Below are 23,244 nucleotides of genomic sequence, written 5' to 3'. Positions count from 1 at the left end.
TTAGGTCGATTATTGTTATGGGTGATTGTTTGATGATGGCCATGGATTTCAGCAAAAATTGAAGTCTACGCGCGGCTAAAATCATTAACTTATATTAATGTGACTGTTTAACATGTATCGGACAAGGGGTTCCATCGATTTTGTGTTTAGTTTGTAACAAATGTTTTGTTTCAGGCTATTAAGCAAAAAATTGTGGCAAACTGAGTGAGGCTGTTATCGCGTCTCGGCGCGCTTTCTTGGCAAGGTCATGGGTCAAGGCTGTAATCGAAGAGAATAGCTGCAAACACGTTACATATGGCTGGCATAAGCCACACCTTGCACTAAACCAGCGTAATTCATTTTTAACCGTCTCTTGCAGTACGGTCCTAAACACAAATAACAATAATAGGATCTTCTATGTCTCAATCTGGTATTCAATATGCTCGCGTGCGTCGAGCGTTATCCTTGGCATTACTGACTGCGTCCAGCTGGGTTATGCCGCAATGTATTGCAGCGCCAGCAACAACAGCGGCTCACACAAACGTCCCCCAGTTAAGCCAAAATGCACTAAAGGTCGCCGATTACGCGGTCGCAAAATACGATGCGGCTATGGTGCAGAGTTTGACTCAGTTGGTGAGTTTTAATACCCAAGCGGTTGAAGGGCAAACGCCAGATACCAATCCCGCCTTTGTGGGCTTCAAGTCGAGTTTAAAGCAACTCAGTCAGGATCTCGGGTTAGATTATGCCGATCATGGTTATGTTGTGTTGATTGGCTTAGATGCCAATTCGGCTGTAAACAATGAATCTAAAAAGTTAGGCATAGTCACCCACGGCGATGTGCAACCAGCTAATCCTGCATTGTGGGCGCAGAGCCCTTATCTGCTTGATACTCAATCGGAACCGGGCAAACTGATTGGTCGCGGCACAGAGGACGACAAGGGCGCCATCGTTACCGCCATGTATGCGATGAAGGCGATTAAAGATAAACACATTAAGCGAGATAGACGCATTGAACTCTTGGTTTATCTTGCTGAAGAGTCCGACTGGGAACCACTGAAAACCTTTTTAGCCAGCTACACTCCAGCGGACATGAACATTACTATCGATGCCGAATACCCAGTGGTCACCGCCGAGAAAGGCTGGAGCAAGATTACCTTTACTGTGCCCAATATTACGATCTCCAATATAGAAGCGAAAGCAGAGGCTTCAACTCAAGCGCCCACGTTAACGGCTTTCTCTGGTGGCTATTTTGCCAGCCAAGTACCGCAGCAGGCTGAAGCAGAAATTGAGGCGGTTTCACCCGCATTACTGACAAAATTACAGACCAGAGCCGCCGCGCAGCAGGGGATGAAATATCGTTTTGAAAACCATTGCGTCGATAAACAGTGCAACTTGCATATCTTTGCCGACGGTAAAGCCGCCCATTCATCCACTCCTGAAGATGGAGTGAATGCTGTGACCCATTTGGCGGCATTGTTAAGTCCCGAATTGAATGATAAACCTTGGCCGAAAACTAGCGCATCCTTAACCGCTGCCGCCATGAACGAGCTGGTGGGGTTAGGCATTTATGCCGAGCAATTTGGTGACTTAGCCTATAAAGATGATTTTATGGGACCGCTGACCTTAGCCCCAACTGTGATGGTGCAAACGCAGAAGGGCACTGAGGTGACCATTAACTTGCGTCGTCCTGTCGGCAAGACGCCAGAGTTACTCGCTAAGCAAGCCCGTGAAGCCTTAGCCCTGTGGCAGGATAAACACCAAGTGCAGCTTGCTGATATCGAAAGTTATTGGGGTGAGCCTATGGTGATGAAGGATGCGCCGCAGCAACAAACTCTACTTGATGTTTTTGCCCACTTCACTGGCATAGTCGACCCTAAACCCGTTGCAATAGGCGGCTCAACCAACAGTAAATTATTCCCCAATGCCTTAAGTTTTGGCCCAGCCATGCCGGGCGTGGAATACACTGGCCATACCGAAAAAGAGTTCATCACCCATAAGCAATTTATGCTGAACCTAAAAATGTATACCGCAGCGTTTATCGAGCTATCGGCGGTAAAATAGTGCTCTTTGTTAAAGTGATTGTGCAATGGCATAAAAGTGTAGGGAGCAATAAAGTCTGATATCAAGTATTAAGCTAAGCATTAAGGGTTAATAGAACAATGGCGGTTAAATCTTAGATTTCCGCCATTTCAACTCTAAATACTCAAAGGCTCAAAGCTAGTGAGTTATATCGTCAGTTGTGCTGCATGAATTGTCATTGTTTCTCCTGTGACTCGCCGTCTTTTTATTTCATAAGAAGTATCCCTATAGGCTCGACGGCGGCATTCATGCCGTCAACGGTCACGGTTGCAACAATGCCAACCCTGACTAACCCTTCTGCTATTTGTTTAGCTAAAAAGCTATTGCCCCAAAGCAAGACAACTGAGTTACGCAGCATTGATTGTCATTGTTTTCCCAGTGACACGCCGTAAACTCATCCCTGAGGGCTCGACGGCGACATCCATATCGCCAACGGTCACTGTTGCAACAATGCCAATCTTAACTAAGTCCCTAATTCACAAGTCCATCCTAAAAAGCTTTTGCCCCATTGCGAGTCAGCATCATAAATTTATGCTAGGTGTGATACACACTAATTGACCAAATTTTAGTAATGCTACAGTGTGTCTATAGAAATCAGGCCTTACCAGTTTTGTTCTGAGCCTGATAATATCGTAGAGCTAAAAGATGGAAAGCCATTCCAGATCTTTATAGATGAAACTCAATAAATTCGGAGTTGGGGACAAGGATGAAACTGCATAGTATTCGGATATCAAATTTTAAAAGTTTTGGTGCGGAACCAACAGAACTGGCACTGGAAGATATTACTTATCTGATTGGCCCCAACGGCTCAGGTAAGACTGCTGCACTTCAAGCTTTGTGCCGACTGTTCGCATTTGATCCATCATTACGCCGTATTCAGCGCTCAGACTTCCATGTCCCGCACGATGAACAAGAAGCGCCCAAAGAAAGGCAGTTATGGATTGAGGCGGACTTTGTGTTCCCCGAGTTGGAGGGCGAAGAAGATAACTCAACCGTTGCTCCACATTTCAGTCACATGCGCCTTGATGACCCTGATGGAATTCCTAGGGTACGGTATCGCCTAAGTGCCACTATGGGCTTGGATGGGGATATTGATGAGACTTTTGTGTATGTGCTTGAAGCTAACCCGGACGGTTCACCTCTAAATCCCGAAACAGTTCCTAGATCAGAACGAAATCACATACAAGTCCACTATCTTCCCGCAAGAAGAGATCCTGCTGACCACATTGCATACGGAACGAGCGCGCTGCTTGGACGATTACTACGTGCCGTGAACTGGGAAAATGAACGAGAAGAGGTCAAAGGATTCACCGACCAGATTAGCGAGAGTTTGGCTGCTAATCCATCGGTCAATGCTTTTAGTGCCCACCTGAAGAAAACATGGGGCACCCTTCATAAAGGTAGCTACTTTACAGATCCCAAGATTACTTTTGTGGCATCTGAGATAGAGGCGTTGCTTCGTCATTTGTCCGTATCATTCTCGCCTGGACATGATGAAAATCTTGTCGATTTTTCTCGACTCAGCGACGGTCAGAAGTCGATGCTCTATCTATCGTTGGTTCTTTCATCTCAAGCTATTGGCCGTGCTGTCCTTGCCGGTGAGGACGACTCTTTTGACTCAGAAAAGTTGCTTCCACCTGTTTTTACTCTAATTGCCCTTGAGGAACCAGAGAACAGCCTCTCGCCTCACTATTTGGGGCGGATTGTCAACGCTCTGAGCGCCATGACGAGCAACGAGGATGCTCAGGCCCTAATCGCTACGCATGCTCCGTCAATGTTACGACGTGTTGATCCGGAACATATTCGATATCTTCGACTTACCGAAACCCGGCAATCAAGAGTTAAGAAAATCCAATTACCCGCTAAAACTGATGAAGCGCACAAGTTTGTACGCGAGGCTGTCCAGGCATTCCCTGAGATCTACTTCTCACGTTTGGTTGTGTTGGGTGAAGGGGATAGCGAAGAAATTGTACTACCGCGCCTTTTCCAAGCAAAGGGGGCGCCAGTTGATGAATCAGCGGTTACGATTGCTCCGCTTGGAGGTAGGCATGTAAACCATTTTTGGCGTCTGTTATCCGCACTGCAAATCCCATTTTTGACTCTTCTAGATTTAGATGTGGGCAGATATCAAGCGGGCTGGGGAAGAATAAAGTATGTAAATAACCAACTTGGTTTGTATCAACCTGAAAAGGTACTACCAACTACTTTTTCTTTATCAGATTGGAATGATGATAAAGTACCTGTTCGTACACATCATTTCTTTGAAAACAGCACTAAGAGTGTATTTTCAGAGCTAGAAACACGTGGTGTTTTTTTCTCATTTCCAATGGATTTAGATTTTTCAATGCTTCTTGCTTTCCCTAATGCGTACGGTGTTCAGCAGGAGGTTTCAGATGAGTCTACGATTAAAGCCGTTTTGGGCAAGAGCCATCATGGCTCATACCAATACAGCGGAGACGAGTTAAATCTTTTCTCCACGTATCACAAGCTTTTTAAACTGGGTAGTAAGCCCGCTGCGCATATAGATGCTCTTGCTCAACTGAGCAACGAGGAATTGCTGGCGAACATACCAGGATCATTTGGACGACTTGCTGATGCCGTGATAGCCAAGCTTGCGGAGCTGCCCGAGTGATTGCTGTAGATGCATGGTTGCCTTCGGATGGGCTAACACTTGAACCCAATGCTCTGCTGGCTGCGAAGGAACAAGCGCGCTGTCTTGCACTGACTGCGGGGCCGGGAGCGGGCAAGACGGAAATGCTTGCACAGCGAGCTGACTTCCTCCTCCGAACCGGAACCTGCCGTTATCCGAAGAGAATACTCGCTATTTCTTTCAAAGTTGACGCCAGCAAAAACTTGAAGGAGCGAATCCAGCGACGCTGTGGACAAGAATTGGCTTCCCGTTTTGATAGCTACACATTTCATGCGTTTGCAAAGCGTATTATTGATCGCTTCCGAGTAGTGCTTACTGGTAATGATGCTCTGGATATGGATTATTCGATTGGCGAAAGAAAAGTCACAGGAAGGCAAATTACATTTCATGATCTTGTGCCGCTAGCAATTCAAATTCTCAAGGCCTCTGCTGTCGCAAGAAATGCCATACGCCAAACTTACAGCGATGTTTTCTTGGATGAATTCCAAGACTGCACGGATCAGCAATATGAACTCGTTAAGGTAGCCTTCCAAAGTACAAGCATTCGTCTTACCGCTGTCGGTGACACCAAGCAGAAAATCATGGGATGGGCAGGAGCTTTGGACGGAATTTTCCAAACGTTCGCTAAGGATTTTTCAGCCGTACCACTAAACATGTACCGAAACTTTCGTTCAAAACCACGCCTGCTTCGGATGCAGAACGAGATAATTCGTGTGCTTGATCCAGCTTCCGTTATGCCAGATCACCAACTTACTGGTGAGGAGGGAGAGGTTTTCGCGTGGCAATTCGAGAATGCACAGGGGGAAGCTGAGTATTTAGCCGATTTGATTACCGGGTGGATAAGAAATGAAAAGGTTCCGTTGTCCGAAATCGCCGTATTAGTATCCAAACAACTAGATCTTTATGCCAACCACTTGATGACGGCATTGGAAGTTAGGGGAATACCGTACCGGAACGAGCAGGAGATGCAGGATATTACTGTCGAACCTGCCGCAAGGCTCGTTGTTGACTATTTGTCCTGCCTCTACGGCCAGCGAGAGCCCAAAGCTTGGATTCGGCTTATTAATCAATTGATTCCCTTTGCTGATGATGAGGTGCAGTCTAGCGCTAGGCAAAGCTTCCAACGCTTCTTCAAGGAGCAGAGAAAAATCATCACCATGACCGAGCTGTTGGATGAGCCGTTTTCGGGATGGTGGGATTCTGTGTGTAGCTTTCTGAAGAAAATAGGAATGGAGACTCTTGTTGCTCTCTCGCCTGACTATGAGTCACATGCTAGGTTAGGTGAAGTTGTGAGAGATACCAAAGCGCACATTGAAGAATTGCTTGAACTTACCCCCGATTTGCCTCAAGCCTTGACTCGTTTCTCTGATGATCAGGCTGTGCGTATTCTGACTATCCATAAGAGCAAAGGATTGGAGTTCGACTCAACGATAATTATGGCCGTTGAGAACGAAATATTCTTTGGGGATCAAGATGCTAATCGGTGTGCTTTCTTTGTTGGTGTATCCCGTGCCAAGCGTCGGCTTGTTCTTACATACGCAAAAGAGCGGGATAGACCTGCTAATTATCAAAAAAGATGGGATATAATGCGAACTCCTCAAGTCGAATATTTTGGCTACGTATAGCCATTCTGTAGTGGTCAAGTAAAACTGGCCACAGGTTTAGAGCTTTTCCATACTTTTGGTAATCTGAAATCCTTTCATTAGAGCAAAAGTCCTAACATGCTTTTGTCCAAAAGCGTGCTGGGTATCTCCTTTATACAGACAGGTTACACTAGTGCCAAAAAGGTGAGCCATGGTGATTTGCGAGACGACCGTCCGCCCCATGGACGGGGCGGTCGAGCATCCACGGACGGACTAGCTGCGCGTCGGAGAGTGAATGCCATGGCAAGCCTATATGATTGGATACCAGCCAACGCTACGATTCCAACGACTGAAATAACAGGCCACCCAGTACGGTTTGCCTAAACAATTAGGTCTAAAAGTCAGCTATGTTCAGTACGATTACTTGTTGCCACACAATAAAAAGTCCTGCTTATACAATTATGTATAGCTGGGCTTTTTTAATCGAAAGTTTGCATTCACTGAGCGGAAGGACAAGCTTTACTCAGAGTTTATGACCTAGTTCGAATAGGTCATAAATCCTTTTATCTCATTCACCTATTTCACTCACTCATCTCTTTCACTAACATGCTAGTAGCCGATGGCTTCGCTACCCGAGTGGCGTGGATCAGACGCGCCAAACATCCCTTGTTCGGTCACCATGATTGATTGTGTACTTCCCATAGCGGATTGTACTTTCACTTTGTGACCTTTGGCTTCGAGCAGGGAAATGGTATCGCGGTTTAAGCTGGATTCAACTCGCAGTTCATCGGGCAGCCATTGATGGTGCACCCGTGCCGCATTACTGGCTTCGGCGATGTTTAATCCATGGTCGATCACATTCATGATGATCTGCAGTGTGGTGGTGATAATGCGTGAACCGCCCGGGCTGCCAGTGACGAGGAAGGGTTTGCCATCCTTCATCACTATTGTTGGGCTCATGGAGCTCAGTGGGCGCTTATTGCCTTCGACCGCATTGGCATCACCGCCAACTAAACCGTAGCCGTTTGGCACGCCGGGTTTGGCCGAGAAATCATCCATCTCGTTATTGAGCAAAATGCCAGTTCCCTTGGCCACTAAACCTGAGCCGTAGCTGAAGTTTAAGGTGTAAGTGTTTGAAACTGCATTGCCCCATTTGTCCACTACCGAGAAGTGAGTGGTTTGGTCGCTCTCATAGGGCGCGAGTTTACCTGGCTTGATTTCGGCGCTTGGCGTTGTTTTATTCATCGCGATTTGGCTGGCGATTTTTTGGGCGTAGTCCTTACTGGTTAAGGCTTTGACGGGCACCTTATAAAAGTCGGGATCGCCTAAGTATTCGCTGCGGTCGCTATAGGCATGCTTCATGGTTTCTGCCATCAGATGAATCGTCTGAGCCGTATTGTGGCCGAGTTTATCAATCGGGAATTGTTGCAACACATTAAGCATTTCTATGATGTGCACGCCGCCCGATGATGGTGGTGGCATAGACACGACCTCGTAGCCACGGTATTCGCCGCGCACGGGTTCGCGTTCCACAACCTTATAATTTTTAAGGTCGTCTAAGGTCATAATGCCGCCAGCGTCTTTCACCGCATTGATGAGTTTAGTGGCGGTTTCACCTTCGTAGAATCCTTTGGTGCCTTTTTCAGCGATCAGACTTAATGAATGGGCAAGCTCAGGTTGTTTAAGAATATCATCAACTTGATAGTCACTGCCGTCGGCTTTGTAGAAGATAGCAGCCGTGGTTGGCCATTGGGTCATGCGGCGTTTTAGACCTGCAAGAGATTCGGCAAGATCTGGCGTAACGCTAATGCCTTCCTGCGCCATTTTAATTGCGGGCGCGGCGACTTGGGCGAGTGTCATAGTGCCATATTTTTCAAGGGCTAAGCTCATGCCCATCACTGTACCAGGGACGCCTACGGCAAGGCCGTGTTCGCGGCTCAGCTTCTCAACTGCATCGCCATTCTCGTCGAGGAAAATGTCTTTTTTGGCTTTAGATGGCGCCATTTCACGGTAATCGATTGCGATGGTTTTGTTTTCTTTAGCAATATGCACCAGCATAAAACCGCCGCCACCGATATTGCCGGCACGCGGTAAAGTGACTGCCAAACTGAAGGCCACGGCCACGGCCGCATCAACGGCATTGCCGCCTTGTTTTAGGATCTCAACGCCAGTGCGACTGGCGAGTGTTTCTTGGCTGGCAACCATGCCATGCTTGGCCCACACAGGTTGTGCTGTGGCCATCTGGCTGAAAATTGACGATTCTTCGGCAAGCAGACTGGGTGATGATAGTAGGGGAAGCGCCATGGCAATGGCGAGAATAAGAGGTCTAAAAGGTCTTGTTGGACGCATACTCAATCCTGAATTTATTTTCATTATGGCTATGCAATGTGCCGAGAATTAGGCTTAATTGCAACCTTGTATATTAGTTAAGATCCGTAAAGGACGAGAATTTACCCAATGAGACAGCTTATCTTGGCCTTTGCGAGCTCAATGTCGGACATATCGGCCAGTGCGTGGAATGCCGTTATGGGGGAGGCGAATCCCTTCTGTCGCCATGAGTTTCTGTTGGCGCTTGAGCAGAGCCATTCGGCCTGCGCTGCAACGGGTTGGACGCCGCGGCATTTATGCGTGTTTGATGTGGGTGACACATTTTATGATGTCGCCAGAACCGATAAAAGCCTGTCGCCTTTGGCTGCAGGGGCGCTAATAAGCCAGCAAGCGGCTAAGCACTTCAATCCTTTATCGCTGGTGGCGGTGATGCCCTTGTATCAAAAGTCCCACTCCTACGGCGAGTACGTGTTCGATTGGGCGTGGGCCGAAGCCTATGATCGCCATGGACTCGATTATTATCCTAAATGGGTGAATGCGATTCCTTTTACCCCAGTGCAAGGGCGAAGGATGGGCATTCATCCTGCATTCGATAGCGTTGAGCAACTGCGCGTGGCGCAATTACTGCTGCTGACATTGAATCGCCGGCTAACATCAGAGCTGTTTGCGTCAGAGCCTTGTGTGTTAGAGCAAGGTGATGCGGTTTTTGATGAGTCAGAGCTTAATCAGTCCGTTGTTGATGAGCCCGTTGTTGATGATGCTGATCTTGATGGATCAGTACAAAGCGTTAAAGATCAGGGCGACAGCCCAATTTCTTCATGGCATAGCTTGTTCGTTACCCCAAGCCAAACACCGTTATTTGAAGGCTCGCATAATTCGCTGTTAAAACGCTTAGGCACGCAGTTTCATTGGCACAATCGCGGTTATCGCAACTTTGATGATTTTCTGGCGGGCTTTAGTTCGCGCAAACGTAAGAATATCTTGAAGGAGCGGGCGCAGTTACAGCCTTTTAATCTTAAGTTTCACTTTGTCGAAGGGGAGCAGATTACCGCTTCGCAATGGCAGACGTTTATTCAGTGTTATCAATTAACTTACCTTAAACGCTCCGGTCATCGCGGCTATTTAACAACTGCTTTTTTTCAGCAGTTGGGGGCACAACTTGCTGCACAAGTTTTGCTGTTGGTGGTCGAGGATGCCAAGGGCGAGATGGTAGCTGGCGCCTTGTATCTCAAAGGCGAGAATACTCAAGGGCAAAAATGCTTATATGGCCGTTATTGGGGCACCACGGTTGAGCTCGACGGCTTGCATTTTGAGGCCTGTTATTATCAAGGCATTCAATACTGTATTGAACATGGATTCCAAATGTTTAATGCGGGGGCACAGGGGGAGCATAAGGTGCTGCGCGGCTTTGAACCTGTTGAAATGTATTCCTACCATAATATCGCCCACTTAGGATTTAGGGCGGCGATTGCCGATTTTGTTGAGCAAGAAGCACAGCAAATGCAGCAATATATGGCGCAGATGCGAGCTGTTTTGCCCTACAAAAAAGAGCCCTAATAAAAGACCGAGTTAACGGGACCTTATTGGGCTCTCATTTATGTCGTGCATGTTCAACCTATGTAGTACAACCTAAGCAGTTCTATCTAAGCTGTTAATTCAAACGGTTAGCTATGAATGTTAGCTCATGGCTAACCACACGCCCACGCCTATCATCAGGCTGCCTGCAATGCGGTTTAACCAGCGAATATTATCGCCGCGGCTTAGAAAAATACGCAGGCTTTTGCCGCCGCTGGCGTAGGCAAGCATAGAGGTAAACTCGGTCACCATAATAATGCTCAGCAGCGCGAGCAGCTGCGGCGCAACGTCGCGCTCGGCATTGATAAAAGGTGGCAGCAGCGACACCATAAATGCCCAACCTTTAGGATTGGCAATGGCGGTAATAAAGCCTTGGGAGATCAAGGTTACATTGCTGGCTCTGGGGTTAGTGTCGTCATCGCTTAGCATGGCCATCTTGCCGCGGGCACGCCACATCTGTACGCCGATATAGCCTAAATAAATTCCGCCAACCCATTTAAAGATTTGAAAGACTTCGGGATAGTTGAGCATGATACTGGCAACGCCCATCACGGCGGCTGTCGCCACTAACGCTACGCCTACCAGTTCACCCAGCATCATCCACAGGGTGCGGCGCACACCTATGCTCATGCCCAAGGTCATGGCGAGCGTCATGCACATGCCCGGCGTGATAGAAACAAAGAAGAAGGTCGGGATAAACACTGCAAGTAAAGCAAAATCTGGCATGGTTTGGTCTGTCTTGGGTGAAGATGGGAAGGGCGATAGTGTAATGAAAACCGCGGGTTTAGCCAATGTGCGTCCCGTTTTTTTCGATGAGTAACTGTAACTTAGTATGTAAAAAACTCGGCTTTTTTGGGATGTTGACTCTGCTATCACCACAAGACCTTGCTATTTATCTATCGAGTTTGCCCTGCAGATCCCCATCTTTGCGGTACAAAGTGCGCCGTATTAGCGATAGATGAGAGATTAACATCGTCATATTTTCTGTTTGTCACTTTTGTTACTTTTATTAATTTAGTCACTTGAGCTTGAATGCTGAGGTTTGGTAGGGTGACAGCATGAGATTAACTGCAGGGGATGCATTATGGTTGAGAATAAAGGGACTGAAGTAAAACAGACAGAGAAACAAAAAATGTTGGCGGGTCAGCCCTATAAGGCATGGGATGATGAGCTATTAGCTGAGCGGATGCGGGCGAAATCCGTTTGCCATCAGTTTAATCTGGCCGAACCGACTCAGCTTGATACGCGTATGGATCACCTTCGTGGTCTGCTCGATATTCAACACTGCGCCCATATTGAGCCCAATTTCTTTTGTGACTACGGTTATAACATCCACATAGGTAAACAATTTTACGCTAATCATAATCTAACCATATTGGATGTTTGCTCAGTCTCGATTGGCGATAACGTGATGTTTGGTCCCCATGTGATGATTTCTACCGCCACGCATCCTATAGATCCCATTGCGCGGCAAACGACGGAATACGGCGCGCCAATTCAAATCGGTAATAATGTCTGGCTTGGCGGTAACGTCTCTGTGTTGCCCGGTGTGACCATTGGCGATAATTGTGTCATTGGTGCTGGTAGCGTAGTGAATAAGAGCATTCCGGCGAACTGTGTGGCGGCTGGCAACCCTTGTAAGGTTATCAAACCCATCAATGTGGAATAATGCAGGAAGGTCGATGCCGTGTGATTGGCGTCAATGCTGATGCTGATTTAGATGACGATTTAGAAGTCGTAGAAACAAAAACGGTACGCAGTGCGTACCGTTTTTTATTAGCAGGATGAAACTTACAGTACGCCGCGGCGCATTTGATCCCGCTCAATCGATTCAAACAGAGCAGTAAAGTTGCCTTCACCAAAACCTAAGTTATTTTTGCGTTGGATGATTTCGATAAAAATCGGTCCGAACAGGTTTTTAGTGAAAATTTGCAGTAAATAACCGGATTCATCGCCATCCACCAAAATTTGGTGATGTTTGATGCGCTCACGATTCTCAGTCACCTGCGGCAACTTTTCAAATATGGTGTCGTAGTATTCAGGGATAATGTCTAAGCATTGGATTGAACTGCCTTCCATCGCATCCAGAGATTTTACGATATCGCGGCTTCTAAAGGCTAAATGTTGCACACCTGGGCCGTTATATTCCTTCAGGTATTCATCGATTTGGTTTTTATCGCTGCCTTTACCTTCGTTAATCGGGATACAGAAGCTGCCATCGGGCGAACGCAGGGCGTAGGACACTAGCGCGGTTTGTACGCCGCTGATGTCAAAGTAGCGCACTTCAGTAAAACCAAAAATGTTTTTATAGAAGTTAGCCCAATGTTCCATTGTGCCTTTGTAAACGTTGTTGGTTAAGTGATCGACTTCGATAAAGCCTTTCTCTTGGGTGATCACTTGCTCGTCTAAGTCTTCAAAATCAGCGGCATAGATATTGTTATCTGCGCCAAAGGTGTCGATGAAATAAATCAAGCTGTCGCCAATGCCGTAAATCGCAGGATAAGGCAGATCTTTATTGGCATCATCGGCGGGTTTTGCACCACGTTCAACGGCAACGCGATAGGCAAAGCCAGCATCTTCTACCCGCCAGCCCATAGAACAAATGGCTGGGCCGTGGGATTTGGCAAACTTAGCAGAGAAACCTTCGTGCTCAGTGTTGAGCAGAAAATTAATGTCATTCTGTTTGTAGTACAGGATGTCTTTGTTCTTGGCTTTTTTCAGCAGTGAAAAACCAAAGTCGATAAAGACTTTGTGCATAAAATCAGTATCAGGGCTGGCGAATTCAGTGAATTCGATACCTAATAAGCCCAGTGGATTTAGTTCGCTTGCCATGATGTTTTCCTCATTATTTTAGTTCAACCGCCGACACTCTTTATCCCTTTTATTACGTTGGGATACGCAACCTTTTCGGTGCGCTGGTGGCTTAGGGCTAGTCTTCTAGCCAAGAGCGGTTGTAGTCTTTGCTCATGCAATTTTGTACATGTTCGGTTAATTTAAGTGGGGCGAATGTGTCCACCATCACTGCGTATTCATAGGTTTCTTTCTTGCCAATCGAGGCTTCAGTGCGGCCCGGTTGTGGTCCGTGGGCCACGCCTTTTTGATGTAAGGTCATGTAACCCGCTTCAATGCCCGTGCGGCTCATAAAGTCGCCATCGACGTAATACAAAACTTCGTCGCTATCTATGTTGTTGTGGTAATAAGGCGCTGGAATCGATTTCGGGTGGAAATCGTAGGGGCGCGGCACGAAGTTACAAATTACAAAGTTATGGGCAGTAAAGACTAAGTGATCAGAAGGCGGCAGATGGATTTTGCCCACCTTTGGCGCGTATTCGGTAATGTTGAATGCCCAAGGGTAAACACAGCCATCCCAACCCACTAAATCAAAGGGATGCCATTCAAGTGTGGTGAGTTGGTACTTATCGCCAAACTTACACACTAAGGGGAAGGCGCCGCGCTCAACCACAGCATCTTGCAATGTGGGCACGCGTAAATCGCGTTCGCAATATGGCGCCGATTCTAACAGTTGGCCATACTCGTTACGGAAATGCTTAGGCACTTCCACCATAGAGAATGACTCGATAACGAAAAGTCGCACATTGCTGTAATCGTTGAATTTAAGTTGATAAGTCGTGCCGCGTGGGATCACGAGATAGTCCCACTTTTGGACCTTAATCGTGCCGTACTCGCTGTAGAGTGTGCCTTCGCCTTCGTGAACAAAAACCACCTCATCGGCATAGGCATTACGGTAAAACTCGTCGGTATCGGCGGTGACTTTGGCGGTATAAAGTGCTAAGTCATTGTTATAAAAAATCTTGTTACGGGCGCTGAAAAAATTACCTTCACGGTCGGCATCGCGGGAATCGAGTTTATAGTTTTGGACCAGCGAGTCTTCCCAATTGGCACCGTGGCCTAGGTTGTAAGGTGCTACTTCCAACGCTTTGGTTGGCATGTTGTGGTGATATTTATTGGAATAAATATTGGAAAAACCATGGGTTGAGAACAACTCTTCACGGTAAAGCTCGCCGTTTTCCTTTTCAAATGCGATATGGCGCTTATGGGGGATCTGGCCTTGTTTCACATAAAATGGCATGGTTATTCCTTCAATATTGCGTTGCGGGATTACCTACATCGCTGGTCGTTATGCTGCAAGTTGCATTAGTGTGATCTTGTTATCAATTTAGTTGCTTGAATGAACAAAAAAAAGAATAATAAATCCGTTATCTCAATCTAAAAATTAGATGGTATTCTAATCTTTACGAATCGTAGTGTTTCCGTGACATGTTCATAAGAGCCAAGGAGTGACCATGCGCATCGATATTGATGCTTTTAATGTGCTGCAAGTGCTGGTGGAAGAGGGCAGTTTTGCCAAGGCGGCGGAGCGATTACACAAGGCGCAATCGGCAGTGAGTTATCAAGTTAAAAAGTTAGAAGAGCACTTAGGCGTGCAACTTTTTAGCCGTGAGCAATATCGTGCAGAGCTGACGCAAGAGGGCCGGGTGATTTTGGCCGAGGGGCGAAGATTGTTGCAACACCTTGCAAACATTGAACATCTTGCCAGTCGTTTCAGTGAAGGTTGGGAGCCAAAGTTAGAGCTAGTGATAGATGGAGCCTTGCCGATGGAGCCAATTATGACGGCTTTAAAGCGTATGGCTGAACATCAAATCCCCACAAAAATTCAGCTCAATATGGAATTTTTAGGCGGCGTACAACATAGATTCGAGCGGGATAATGCCGACTTGATGTTAGTGAAAGATTATCGCACTGGCCCCTATTATCACCCGCAACCTTTGCCAGCCATCACCAGTGTGCTGGTGGCAAGTGCTTCGCATCCTTTGTCTTTTATTCGCGAAATTAGTTTGTCTGAACTGCAGCAACACGTGGAATTGACTATCGAAGACTCTTCGCCCAATAAAAGTTACCGCGATGAAATGCAATTTGGCGGCGATAAAGTGTTTTATCTTTCAGGCTTTATCATGAAAAAGAACGCCTTGTTAAAAGGCTTAGGTTTTGGTTGGTTGCCGGACTTTTTAGTGCAAGAAGAGTTGGCTAAAGGGGAGTTAGTTGAAATCGACTTTGTCGGTGGCAGCCGTTTTACCTTTATTCCACAGCTCGTCTCGACCTTAGAGCGGCCGTTAGGCCGTGCGGGACAACTTTTTACCGAGTTGATATTAGAAGAGTTTGCTAAGGCTGAGCAGTTTAATGGCGTGGGTTTAGGTTGATAAGTCGCCGTTTGTCATCTTTTGATACAAGTCATCGCATAAAATAATCGCATTTTGACATTTTATGTCATAGATTAAGCGCTAGATTAACAGTGAAATTGAGCCGCGATAGGTAAAGAGTCGTCCATCGGGGTCAATCTAAAGGCTAGTAACAAGGAACTGACAGTTAAGGGGAACAGTATGTCTAGACGTTGTCATGAAGTGGATTATGAAATCATCGGCCACAGTATGCAGTTGGTTGAAGTGGAGCTCGATCCTAACGAAACCGTGGTCGCCGAAGCGGGCGCGATGAACTACCTAGAGCAAGATATTAGCTTTGAGGCCAAAATGGGCGATGGCTCTGAACCAGAGTCCGGCTTTTTTGGCAAGTTGATGGGCGCAGGTAAGCGGGTGCTGACGGGTGAGAGCATTTTTATGACTCACTTTACCAATCAAGGCAACCAAAAGCGTAAAGTCGCCTTTGCTGCCCCTTATCCGGGCACTATCCTTGCGATCGACTTAGCCGAATATGGCGGCGAGCTTATCTGTCAGAAGGACAGTTTTTTAGCGGCGGCTCTAGGTACGCGCGTTACAATGAAATTTAATCGCCGTTTAGGTACGGGCTTTTTCGGTGGCGAAGGGTTTATCCTGCAAAGCCTACAAGGCGATGGCATGACTTTTATCCATGCGGGCGGCACCTTAGTTAAGAAAGAATTGAGAGGCGAAACCTTAAGGGTTGATACCGGTTGTTTGGTTGGATTTACACCTGGGATAGATTACGACATTGAGCGCGCAGGCTCGTTAAAGTCTATGGTATTTGGCGGAGAAGGCTTATTTTTAGCGACGTTAAAAGGCCACGGCACGGTTTGGCTGCAAAGCTTGCCATTCTCACGAATGGCGGATCGCATTATCGCCCATGCCCCATCTGCGGGTGGCAGTGATCGCGGTGAAGGTTCAGTGCTTGGTGGCCTTGGCCGCATGCTTGATGGGCGTTAAGCCTTAAGCTCAATCGATTTAAGTCAATCACAGCACCATTTTGAAATTATGCTGTCATCTTTCTTTAGGCATTCCAGACAATCCTCTGGAATGCCTTTTCAGTTGCAAGATGTTATTTCCTTCATCATTTTCAGCATATTTCGCTGCTATTAAAGCTGTGTTTGGCCGTTATTAAGGCTTTGCTGAATGCGTCTTTCCACCAGTTTCGATATCAGATACATCATTAAATAGCCTGTGCCCAAGGCTAAAATCACTGCGACGACATTCTCGGTATATAGGCGGTAAGCGCAGAAAGTACCGACCAGCACTGCGATACCAGCAAGGCGAATGAGTAGGCTTTGGGTAAAGTAGCCGTGGGCTTTGATATAGGCCAACTGATAGCCGTTGAGCATCATAAATATAAAGAACATAGAGAAATGCATCAATACTGGCGCCGCTTTAATGTATTGCTCGGGGAATAACCAAGCCACCAATGGCTTGCTCGCGAATATCATAGCGACGAAAAACACTCCGCTGATCCACAGGGAGACTTTAGTCAGCCATGACTTGATTTGTTGCACTTCATCAAAGCGTTTTTCTCGTACACACACTGCCACTTCGGGCAGCACAAAGCGGTAGATGGGGAAGACAAACAGCAAGGTGAGGTAAGTGATCATCGGCCGCACTACTACTTGGAAATCACCCAGTTCATCTATGCTGAAATAGGCAATAGTCAGCAGTACTGTGATGTAAATCATCAAGATACTGGCACCCGCTTCCATGGACGCTGTCAGGCTTTTTTTCATAAAACTACGTAAACCCGTATCAAAATGCACCGCACTTAAGGGCGGAGTTGCGATATCTTTGCGCCGTTTTAAGTACATATATAAGGCAACGATGAGCGATGACAGTGTCATGCTGTAAAAGAGTGAGGCTATGGCCGTTTGTTTTAACCCATAGAAACACAAGAAAAAGCTGGTCACTTGCGCGAGTGGCTCAAGCCAAGTCACTCGATTGGAGATGGCATATAGTCGGTACATAGCGATTTGATTGGTAAAATACACCTTGAGTCCCATGCTCAAAATAATGCCAACCAGTTGAAAATATTCAACGTTAAGGTGAAGTTTGTGTTTGATATAGGGCAAGACTAAGCCCCATGTCAGCAGCACCATAGCGATCAAGCTGTAGCGGAATATATTGGTGATATCCACATCTTGCTTGGTCTGGGAGTAAGTCACCACCATAGAGGAGCGAAATCCTGTCATCAGGATCAGCGACAGTGAGATAATATCGATAACCGAGTGATAGAGCGCCAGATCTGCTTTAGCAACCCATTGTGCTAACCAAAGCTTAAAGAGAAAACCCACAGAAATACTGGCGAGTGATGCCCAGAATCCCGCAATAATTGCCTGCTTAACCCGTTGAAGTGATGTGGTGTGTTCCATTGTCAAAATCCAGCTTTAGTCTGCGGTCATTATAGGTATGCTATGGGTGTCGTTAAGGTTTTGCATTAGTCGATGCTTTGGCTGCTTTGGCTGCTTTGGTTACTTTAGCTGTGTGAGTACCTTTTGATAACGCTTATCTGATTCGGTTCGATGCTATAACTTTATGCAAAGAACTTAATACCAATGCTTTGATGTCAGGAGCTTAGTCTTCTGTCTAGACTAAAACCTTGAGTACCGCCGAAGACATTTCATCTTAGTTGATGCGCATATTAGCACTGGCTGAGTCTAGCATTCAGCTCATGAGTGACCAAGCATCAGAGAGTAAAGATATGATAAATATCAGTATGTTGCTTAATTGTAACTACGGCCGTTAATTTGCTAGGGATTGCGGGATACATAGCAGTTCAGATAAGGGCGCGAACTGTGCAAGCGTCATGGTTTTGAATGCTTGCACGCCCTACTTAGAACTGGGCGTGCTAATAAAACTGCCGTGATTAGCCATTTCGCACATGTTATGCGTGACTATTCGGTAATAATATTGACGATATCGAGGATTTTACGGCTGTTATTATCGAGTTTGATCAATGCGCCTTCAACTTGAATGCTAATAATCCCATCTTTGTCTAAGGGCACAATGATACGGCCGCGGTCATAAATATCATGCTCAAGCACATCACCACGATGGAGTTTTTTCTGCCAGCCGGGTGGCAGTGGTTGACCACGGTTAACTTTTTTCTGTAATCCCGGTGGTAAATCTTTATCATTTTTATGGTGTTTATGCTCTTAGTCGTCTTTAGCAAAAACAGAGATAGGCGCCATTAAGCTGAGCACTAGCCCTGCGACAACCATTGACGTGAATTTATTCATCTGTGCTCCAAAAGGTGTTTAGTCGATGCTGTGACAATAGAGTCTCTTAAATGAACCTTAGCTGAACGTTTTACGTTGAGATGCTAACTCAAGGGGTTAACATTAGCACAGCTTGCCATTGCTCGGCGGTCACAGGTTGGATACTTAGCCTTGAACCCTTAGTCACTAAATACATGTCAGCTAATTGCGGCAGGTTTTTAATCAAGCTTAAGGGGATAATATCGTTAAATTTTTCGACAAAGCGGATATCTACTCGTAACCATCTTGGTTTAGTTGGATCTGACTTAGGGTCGAAATATTTTGATTCGGGATCGAAGGCCGTGCTGTCGGGATACGCATTGGTCACGACTTCTGCGATACCGACAATACCGGGTACTTTGCAGCTTGAATGGTAAAAAAATACCTTGTCGCCAATCTGCATCGCATCGCGCATAAAGTTACGCGCCTGATAGTTACGTATTCCATGCCAAGCTTCGGTTTGGTTCGGGCAAGCCTTAAGATCATCTATGCTAAATTCGTCGGGTTCCGATTTCATAAGCCAGTAGTTCATTGGGTTTCCTTAATTCATAGTGGCCGTTAAGCGCTTCAATATCCGTGAGTTTATCTTAATTTTATCGAACACCCCAGTTCGTCACTCAGATCAAGCATTGTGAGTTTGATTAAGTTTCGGTTCAGATAAGGTGGCTTAGCCTGTGGGCAGCAATCTTATTTGGTATGCCTTATGCAAATTCTCGTTTCTAAGGCAAAGCGTCAAATTCGATCTCGGTTTGTGATTGGTGCCCTATAAGTTGTGGCAGCAGTGGCAATCAAAACCTGTGAGGTGTGTTATGGGAACTTCAACAATGACGTCCGACTGTGGTTTATACACTAAATATCTTAAGGATTTTACAGCGGGTGATGTGATCCTAAGCCATGAGCGGATGCTGGAATTTATTAATGACCTGACAACCCAAGGTTGGTTATTGGCAAATTTCACTTGGGACTATTGGTATAACAACAGTTACTTAGTCGATAAACCCGCCTACATTCGTGAAGCGAGCATAGCACAATGCAAATTGCTGCTGACCGCCATGACGCGACTTGAGGTCTTTAGTCCTGGCGTATTAGAAAATATGCGCCGCCAAGGGATTTTACTGGCCATTGTTGAGCGCTTGCAAAGCTTAAATGTGCCTAAGTCGAGCACTCATCTTGAATTTATCAGCCGCTAACCCCGCACTTTACCCGCACTTTAATGGATTGTTATCTAATCGATTATCTTACTCTTTAGTCTAATAAAGTGTTTTTTTGCTTGTGACATGATCCGTGGATTGGTTAGTTTGGACCTCGCTAATCATAATAATAAATGCACGGAGGCCTTAATGTCTGTTCCAACAAGCCAAGTTATCAGTCCGCTCAACGTCAGCGAGTTTAGAGGCGAGTTATCACCGAAACTCGTTGAGAAAACCATAGGTCAATATCTTGATGAGATTGCGGCAACCTATCCCGACCAATTAGCCGTTGTCGTACATCATCAACATATCCGCTGGAACTACCGCCAATATCTAGATCAAATAGAGGCGCTCGCCACAGGGTTATTGAAGCTTGGCATTCAGCCCGGTGATAGGGTGGGTATTTGGTCTCCTAACAATATCGAGTGGTGTTTAACCCAATATGCGACCGCTAAAATTGGCGCCATCATGGTGTGTATTAACCCTGCGTATCGGCCTGAAGAATTGCAATATGCGCTGAGTAACGTGGGTTGCCGCGCGGTAATTTGTGCCGACAAGTTTAAATCCAGCAATTACCTCGAAATGTTATACGAATTGGCACCTGAACTAACTTCTTGCCCTGCGGGTCAATTACAGGCGAAGGCCGTTCCTGAGCTCGAGTTTGTGATCCGTATGGGCGCTGAAAAATCCGTCGGTATGTTGAATTTTGATGATCTGCTCGTCGATGTGACCGCCGATGACAAGGCGGCACTCGAGAGTATCGGCAAAGCATTAAGCCCGTATGATTCGATTAATATCCAGTTTACCTCTGGCACGACGGGCAGCCCAAAAGGTGCGACCTTATCCCACCATAACATTTTGAATAATGGCTATTTAGTCGCAGAGGCGATGAAGTTTACCTGCCACGATAAACTCTGTATTCCTGTGCCCTTATACCATTGTTTTGGCATGGTGCTCGGCAGTTTAGTCTGCTTAGCCAAAGGCGCAGCGGCTGTATTCCCCGGCGAATCCTTCGATCCCTTGACGACATTGCAAGTGATTGAGCAAGAGCGGTGCACCGCTTTACATGGCGTACCGACCATGTTTATTGCCGAGCTTGAGCATCCTGAATTTACGCGTTTTGATTTGAGTTCTTTACGGACCGGCGTGATGGCGGGGGCAACTTGCCCAGAAGAAGTGATGCGCCGAGTACAAAATCTCATGTATATGAAGGAAGTACTAATTGGTTATGGTCAGACTGAGTGCAGTCCGCTCAATCATATTACTGAAATCGATTCGCCGGTTGAGAAACGGGTGCTCACCGTTGGCCGAGCTTTGCCCCATACCGAAGTGAAAATCGTCGATGAATTTGGTGAAGTGTTGCCAATTAATCAACCCGGTGAAGTCTGTAGTCGGGGATATTGCATTATGCAGTGCTATTGGAACGATCCTGAAAAAACGGCGGCGACCATAGACAGTGCGGGTTGGCTACATTCGGGCGATATCGGCCAAATGGATGAGCAAGGTTATGTGCAAATTGTGGGTCGCATTAAAGATATGATCATTCGCGGTGGCGAGAATATCTATCCCCGTGAGATTGAAGAGAAACTTTATACCCATAAAGATGTGCAGGATGCTGCGGTTTTTGGCGTTCAAAGCGATAAATACGGAGAGGAAGTGTGTGCTTGGATTAAAGTCCGCTCTGGCGCGACGATTACCGAGGAAGATATTCGTCATTTCCTCACCGAGAAGTTTGCCTACTTTAAAGTACCGCGTTACATCAAGTTTGTGGATCAGTATCCAATGACAGTGACGGGGAAAATTCAGAAATTCAAAATGCGTGAGCTGATGTATCAAGAGTTATATGAAGATATTAATGCTTAAGTGATGTGATTTGGTGAGTCTGCTTTTTCGACTTCAAGCCGCACAATGCGGCTTGAATTTTATTCAGTCTATAGATGCCGTTTAACCTACAAGTGAGCGAGTTAACGGAAGAGTCGACGGGTCATGCCATCAAGCCAAGCCGCACTTTGAGTTAACTTTCGCTGACTACGACGCAGCGCCAGCTTTGCCCACGCATATTGTGTGCTGAGCAGCGCCAATCCTAAGATAATCAAGAGTAAACCTGGGCCGGGTAAGAGTAAAAAGACTAGCCCAAGCAAGGTTAAAGCTGCGCCAATCACAGTGATCCCTGCTTTAGTTATAGCGCCTTTTGCATGGGAGGACGGCGCGAGATTGAAAAAGGTAACTTTGCGCATAGGAGTTGGCCTCATGGTGAGTTAATTGAATTAAGCTGTACTGTCAGCTGTGTGCTAACTGTATGTCAGTTTTCAGTCTAATCCTTTGCTCGTTTATTGGCAGCTTATGTCGTCAGCCGAATTGTAACAAAACTTCACTTCTCCGCAGTGGCTTCATGGCTATACTAAAACCAGAGATAAAGTATCAGCGATAAAATCTTGGCAGATAAGTTTAATGCTTAATTTGTCGATGATTTAGTGGTTAATCCAAGCCGCAGGCTAAGGAGTCCCAAATGGTTCGATGGCGTTTAATGCTCCTTGCGTGTTGCCTTTCCTCCATGGGATTGAGCACAGCGAAGGCGGATACCTTAATGCTGACATCCTTACTTTGGCCGCCTTATTCTGGGCAGCAATTAGCCGAGCAGGGCGCGAGTATTGCCGTGGCGCGAGCGGCGCTCAAAGTGATGGGGCACCAATTAGAAGTGGATTTTTACCCATGGAGCCGCGCTGTAAAGCTCGCCAGTATGCCTAATTCTGACTATCTGGGTTATTTCCCTGAATATTATTTTGAGACTGAAAAGTTTGTTTTTTCTAAATCGATTGGCGACGGTCCTTTGGGGTTGGTGGAGCAAAAAGCCCATCCTGTGAGTTGGAATTATGTCGAAGATCTGAATCGCTATACCTTAGGTGTGGTGAAAGATTATGTGAATACTCAGGCGTTAGATCGCATGATTTCCACAGGCGTTCAGCCGACTGAAGCCGTCACTTCAGACGAGCACAATATTAAGAAAGTGGCCGCAGGCCGTATTGATGCGGCGGTAATCGATGTCAACGTGCTGCACTATTTACTTAAGCAAAAGCCCTTGCAGCCGCTGGCGGAAAAGCTGCAAATCAACCGCCAAATTTTAGCGAATAAGCAGCTTTATATTGCGTTTCGTAATACCGAAGAAGGTCGACGTTGGCGAGATATTTTCGACCAAGGCTTGGCGCAAATTGACGTCGAAACCATCATCGGAGAGCTACTGTATCGTGAAGACTAATGCATGATTTTGGTGAGTGTGCTCTCTAATTTTCCCTCTATTTTCAGCCTATTCCTCTTAAAATCACATCAGATATACTGCTTGTCATCATTCTGTCTTTG

The 23,244-nt window shown here is 46.3% G+C and carries 17 protein-coding genes and 1 pseudogene; 10 read left to right on the top strand and 8 right to left on the bottom strand.

The genetic code is table 11. The features are described from left to right. Nucleotides 1–396: 396 nt before the first annotated feature. The 3 genes from AC5YB3_RS02870 (at nucleotide 397) to AC5YB3_RS02860 (ending at nucleotide 6,333) form a co-directional block, all read left to right on the top strand. Nucleotides 397–2,040 (top strand): dipeptidase, encoded by a 1,644-nt coding sequence (locus AC5YB3_RS02870; protein WP_494526521.1) that lies wholly within the window; start codon nucleotides 397–399, stop codon nucleotides 2,038–2,040. Between the two features lie 724 nt (nucleotides 2,041–2,764). Further along, nucleotides 2,765–4,690, top strand: a complete 1,926-nt coding sequence (locus AC5YB3_RS02865) for an ATP-dependent nuclease (RefSeq protein WP_494526520.1) — start codon at nucleotides 2,765–2,767, stop codon at nucleotides 4,688–4,690. Then, a complete protein-coding gene (locus tag AC5YB3_RS02860) occupies nucleotides 4,687–6,333 on the top strand; it encodes a UvrD-helicase domain-containing protein (RefSeq protein WP_494526519.1) in 1,647 nt (548 codons plus the stop codon). The genes AC5YB3_RS02865 and AC5YB3_RS02860 overlap by 4 nt, the downstream gene beginning before the upstream one ends. 567 nt (nucleotides 6,334–6,900) lie before the next feature. Here the strand turns inward: AC5YB3_RS02860 and ggt are convergent. Further along, nucleotides 6,901–8,640 carry a gamma-glutamyltransferase gene (gene ggt / locus AC5YB3_RS02855; RefSeq protein ID WP_494526518.1) on the bottom strand — a complete coding sequence of 580 codons (1,740 nt, stop codon included), beginning with the start codon at nucleotides 8,638–8,640 and terminating at the stop codon, nucleotides 6,901–6,903. Between the two features lie 108 nt (nucleotides 8,641–8,748). Between ggt and AC5YB3_RS02850 the strand changes: the two genes are divergently transcribed. After that, nucleotides 8,749–10,176, top strand: a complete 1,428-nt coding sequence (locus tag AC5YB3_RS02850) for a GNAT family N-acetyltransferase (RefSeq protein WP_494526517.1) — start codon at nucleotides 8,749–8,751, stop codon at nucleotides 10,174–10,176. A 120-nt stretch (nucleotides 10,177–10,296) separates the two neighbouring features. On the opposite strand, the gene AC5YB3_RS02845 is transcribed toward AC5YB3_RS02850, so the two are convergent. Next, complete coding sequence (locus AC5YB3_RS02845; protein WP_268650607.1) at nucleotides 10,297–10,920, bottom strand: LysE family translocator; 624 nt, start codon at nucleotides 10,918–10,920, stop codon at nucleotides 10,297–10,299. A gap of 358 nt (nucleotides 10,921–11,278) precedes the next feature. Here AC5YB3_RS02845 and AC5YB3_RS02840 point away from each other — a divergent pair, with 358 nt between their 5' ends. After that, nucleotides 11,279–11,863, top strand: coding sequence for a sugar O-acetyltransferase (locus AC5YB3_RS02840; RefSeq protein ID WP_494526516.1), 585 nt, complete (start codon nucleotides 11,279–11,281; stop codon nucleotides 11,861–11,863). Nucleotides 11,864–11,985: 122 nt separating this feature from the next. On the opposite strand, the gene hppD is transcribed toward AC5YB3_RS02840, so the two are convergent. After that, a complete protein-coding gene (hppD, locus tag AC5YB3_RS02835) occupies nucleotides 11,986–13,026 on the bottom strand; it encodes a 4-hydroxyphenylpyruvate dioxygenase (protein ID WP_494526515.1) in 1,041 nt (346 codons plus the stop codon). A 97-nt stretch (nucleotides 13,027–13,123) separates the two neighbouring features. Further along, on the bottom strand, nucleotides 13,124–14,284 hold the full coding sequence (locus AC5YB3_RS02830) for a homogentisate 1,2-dioxygenase (protein WP_259541508.1): 1,161 nt from the start codon (nucleotides 14,282–14,284) through the stop codon (nucleotides 13,124–13,126). Between the two features lie 214 nt (nucleotides 14,285–14,498). Here AC5YB3_RS02830 and AC5YB3_RS02825 point away from each other — a divergent pair, with 214 nt between their 5' ends. Together AC5YB3_RS02825 and AC5YB3_RS02820 are read left to right on the top strand one after the other, a co-directional pair. Continuing rightward, nucleotides 14,499–15,413 carry a LysR family transcriptional regulator gene (locus tag AC5YB3_RS02825; RefSeq protein WP_006082119.1) on the top strand — a complete coding sequence of 305 codons (915 nt, stop codon included), beginning with the start codon at nucleotides 14,499–14,501 and terminating at the stop codon, nucleotides 15,411–15,413. Nucleotides 15,414–15,593: 180 nt separating this feature from the next. Continuing rightward, nucleotides 15,594–16,388, top strand: coding sequence for a TIGR00266 family protein (locus AC5YB3_RS02820; protein ID WP_126491714.1), 795 nt, complete (start codon nucleotides 15,594–15,596; stop codon nucleotides 16,386–16,388). A gap of 149 nt (nucleotides 16,389–16,537) precedes the next feature. On the opposite strand, the gene AC5YB3_RS02815 is transcribed toward AC5YB3_RS02820, so the two are convergent. From AC5YB3_RS02815 to AC5YB3_RS02805, 3 genes and pseudogenes are all read right to left on the bottom strand, one after another. After that, entirely contained in the window at nucleotides 16,538–17,812 is a 1,275-nt protein-coding gene (locus tag AC5YB3_RS02815) for a hypothetical protein (protein ID WP_494526514.1), read from the bottom strand. 522 nt (nucleotides 17,813–18,334) lie between these two features. Beyond that, nucleotides 18,335–18,679: pseudogene (locus AC5YB3_RS02810) on the bottom strand (hypothetical protein). Nucleotides 18,680–18,767: 88 nt separating this feature from the next. Continuing rightward, the gene (locus AC5YB3_RS02805) at nucleotides 18,768–19,229 is read right to left on the bottom strand and encodes an EVE domain-containing protein (RefSeq protein WP_311906091.1); all 462 of its coding nucleotides are present in this window, start codon (nucleotides 19,227–19,229) and stop codon (nucleotides 18,768–18,770) included. Nucleotides 19,230–19,506: 277 nt separating this feature from the next. Here AC5YB3_RS02805 and AC5YB3_RS02800 point away from each other — a divergent pair, with 277 nt between their 5' ends. Both AC5YB3_RS02800 and AC5YB3_RS02795 read left to right on the top strand, forming a co-directional pair. Further along, nucleotides 19,507–19,887 (top strand): DUF6508 domain-containing protein, encoded by a 381-nt coding sequence (locus AC5YB3_RS02800; RefSeq protein ID WP_006082114.1) that lies wholly within the window; start codon nucleotides 19,507–19,509, stop codon nucleotides 19,885–19,887. A 150-nt stretch (nucleotides 19,888–20,037) separates the two neighbouring features. Next, a complete protein-coding gene (locus AC5YB3_RS02795; RefSeq protein ID WP_494526513.1) occupies nucleotides 20,038–21,750 on the top strand; it encodes an AMP-binding protein in 1,713 nt (570 codons plus the stop codon). 101 nt (nucleotides 21,751–21,851) lie between these two features. Here the strand turns inward: AC5YB3_RS02795 and AC5YB3_RS02790 are convergent, their stop codons facing one another. Continuing rightward, nucleotides 21,852–22,124 (bottom strand): PGPGW domain-containing protein, encoded by a 273-nt coding sequence (locus AC5YB3_RS02790; RefSeq protein WP_107948027.1) that lies wholly within the window; start codon nucleotides 22,122–22,124, stop codon nucleotides 21,852–21,854. Between the two features lie 272 nt (nucleotides 22,125–22,396). On the opposite strand from AC5YB3_RS02790, the gene AC5YB3_RS02785 reads away from it, so the two are divergent. Further along, the gene (locus tag AC5YB3_RS02785) at nucleotides 22,397–23,143 is read left to right on the top strand and encodes a substrate-binding periplasmic protein (RefSeq protein WP_259541514.1); all 747 of its coding nucleotides are present in this window, start codon (nucleotides 22,397–22,399) and stop codon (nucleotides 23,141–23,143) included. The last annotated feature ends 101 nt before the right edge of the window (nucleotides 23,144–23,244 follow it).

The organism is Shewanella sp. 1311 (genome assembly GCF_059338235.1).
The sequence above is the reverse complement of the archived record's forward strand: the minus strand, read 5'-3'. Positions and strand labels throughout refer to the sequence as shown.

Excerpts from the sequence above, each read along its gene's own strand:
- AC5YB3_RS02805 (WP_311906091.1), bottom strand. The coding sequence starts at position 19,229 with ATGAACTACTGGCTTATGAAATCGGAACCCGACGAATTTAGCATAGAT.
- AC5YB3_RS02800 (WP_006082114.1), top strand. The coding sequence starts at position 19,507 with ATGGGAACTTCAACAATGACGTCCGACTGTGGTTTATACACTAAATAT.
- AC5YB3_RS02850 (WP_494526517.1), top strand. The coding sequence starts at position 8,749 with ATGAGACAGCTTATCTTGGCCTTTGCGAGCTCAATGTCGGACATATCG.
- AC5YB3_RS02845 (WP_268650607.1), bottom strand. The coding sequence starts at position 10,920 with ATGCCAGATTTTGCTTTACTTGCAGTGTTTATCCCGACCTTCTTCTTT.
- AC5YB3_RS02790 (WP_107948027.1), bottom strand. The coding sequence starts at position 22,124 with ATGCGCAAAGTTACCTTTTTCAATCTCGCGCCGTCCTCCCATGCAAAA.
- AC5YB3_RS02840 (WP_494526516.1), top strand. The coding sequence starts at position 11,279 with ATGGTTGAGAATAAAGGGACTGAAGTAAAACAGACAGAGAAACAAAAA.
- AC5YB3_RS02785 (WP_259541514.1), top strand. The coding sequence starts at position 22,397 with ATGGTTCGATGGCGTTTAATGCTCCTTGCGTGTTGCCTTTCCTCCATG.
- AC5YB3_RS02830 (WP_259541508.1), bottom strand. The coding sequence starts at position 14,284 with ATGCCATTTTATGTGAAACAAGGCCAGATCCCCCATAAGCGCCATATC.
- AC5YB3_RS02815 (WP_494526514.1), bottom strand. The coding sequence starts at position 17,812 with ATGGAACACACCACATCACTTCAACGGGTTAAGCAGGCAATTATTGCG.
- AC5YB3_RS02820 (WP_126491714.1), top strand. The coding sequence starts at position 15,594 with ATGTCTAGACGTTGTCATGAAGTGGATTATGAAATCATCGGCCACAGT.
- AC5YB3_RS02795 (WP_494526513.1), top strand. The coding sequence starts at position 20,038 with ATGTCTGTTCCAACAAGCCAAGTTATCAGTCCGCTCAACGTCAGCGAG.
- ggt (WP_494526518.1), bottom strand. The coding sequence starts at position 8,640 with ATGCGTCCAACAAGACCTTTTAGACCTCTTATTCTCGCCATTGCCATG.
- hppD (WP_494526515.1), bottom strand. The coding sequence starts at position 13,026 with ATGGCAAGCGAACTAAATCCACTGGGCTTATTAGGTATCGAATTCACT.
- AC5YB3_RS02870 (WP_494526521.1), top strand. The coding sequence starts at position 397 with ATGTCTCAATCTGGTATTCAATATGCTCGCGTGCGTCGAGCGTTATCC.
- AC5YB3_RS02865 (WP_494526520.1), top strand. The coding sequence starts at position 2,765 with ATGAAACTGCATAGTATTCGGATATCAAATTTTAAAAGTTTTGGTGCG.
- AC5YB3_RS02825 (WP_006082119.1), top strand. The coding sequence starts at position 14,499 with ATGCGCATCGATATTGATGCTTTTAATGTGCTGCAAGTGCTGGTGGAA.